Raw genomic sequence first — 1389 nt, 5'->3', positions numbered from 1 at the left:
CCACCCCGACCGTGGTGCCCACCGCCGGCCAGCCCTACGAATACCGGCGCGCCCCACTCGTCGAACCCGACTGGACCCGCTTCCCCGGCTGGCGCCACGTCACCCGCGAACAGTGGGAATCCGCCCAATGGCAACGCGTCAACTGCGTCAAGAACATCAAGCAGCTCCGCACCGTCCTCGGCGACCTCGTCGACGAGACCTTCTACGCCGACCTCGAAGCCGACCAGCAGGCCCTCGCCACCATGTCGATGCTGGTACCGCCCCAGATGCTCAACACCATGGTGCCGTTCGCCCCCATGACCACCGAGGCGTTCCTCGCCGACCCGGTCCGGCGCTACATGATCCCCGTCGCCTCCGACCGGCGCAGCGACTGGCCCTCACACCCCTACGCCAGCCGCGACAGCCTCCACGAACACGACATGTGGGTCGCCGAAGGCCTCACCCACCGCTACCCCACCAAGGTCCTCGCCGAACTGCTCTCCACCTGCCCGCAGTACTGCGGCCACTGCACCCGCATGGACCTCGTCGGCAACTCCACCCCCAGCGTCGACAAACTCAAACTCACGCTCAAGCCGGTCGACCGCTACGACGCCCACATCGCCTACCTCAAGGCCCACCCGGGCGTCCGCGACGTGGTCGTCTCCGGCGGCGACGTCGCCAACGTGCCGTGGCGCAACCTCGAGTCCTACCTCATGCGCCTGCTCGAGATCGAAACCATCCGCGACATCCGCCTCGCCACCAAGGCCCTCATGGGCCTACCGCAACACTGGCTCCAGCCCGACGTCGTCGAAGGACTCGAACGGGTCGCCCGCACCGCCGCCCGCCGCGGCGTCAACCTCGCCATCCACACCCACGTCAACCACGCCCAGTCGCTGACCCCACTGGTCGCCAGGGCCGCCCAGACCGCCCTCGACGTCGGCGTCCGTGACGTCCGCAACCAGGGCGTACTCATGCGCGGCGTCAACGCCACCAGCGCCGACCTGCTCGACCTCTGCTTCGCCCTGCAGGGCGAAGCGGGCATCCTGCCGTACTACTTCTACATGTGCGACATGATCCCCAACGCCGAACACTGGCGGGTCCCCGTCTGGCACGCCCAGCAGCTCCAGCACGACATCATGGGCTACCTCCCCGGCTACGCCACCCCGCGCATCGTCTGCGACGTCCCCTTCGTCGGCAAACGCTGGGTGCACATGCTCACCGAGTACGACCGCGAGCGCGGCATCTCCTACTGGACCAAGAACTACCGCACCTCCATCGAGTCCGCCGACCTGGAGGCGCTCAACAAGCGCTACGCCTACTACGACCCGATCGACACCCTGCCCGAAGCCGGCCAGGCGTGGTGGACCGAGCACCGCGACGACTGACCCCACCGCCCGTCACCCCCACCAC

Annotated in this window: 1 protein-coding gene; it reads left to right on the top strand. The window is 68.3% G+C overall.

Features of this window, described 5'->3' with window-relative positions; translation table 11 throughout:
* Nucleotides 1–11 precede the first annotated feature (11 nt).
* Nucleotides 12–1364, top strand: a complete 1353-nt coding sequence (locus E1211_RS32015) for a KamA family radical SAM protein (protein WP_132353974.1) — start codon at nucleotides 12–14, stop codon at nucleotides 1362–1364.
* Nucleotides 1365–1389 lie beyond the last annotated feature (25 nt).

Source organism: Micromonospora sp. 15K316, assembly GCF_004348525.1.
Taxonomy (GTDB): Bacteria; Actinomycetota; Actinomycetes; order Mycobacteriales; family Micromonosporaceae; genus Micromonospora.
This window is presented reverse-complemented; position numbering and strand designations above follow the sequence as displayed.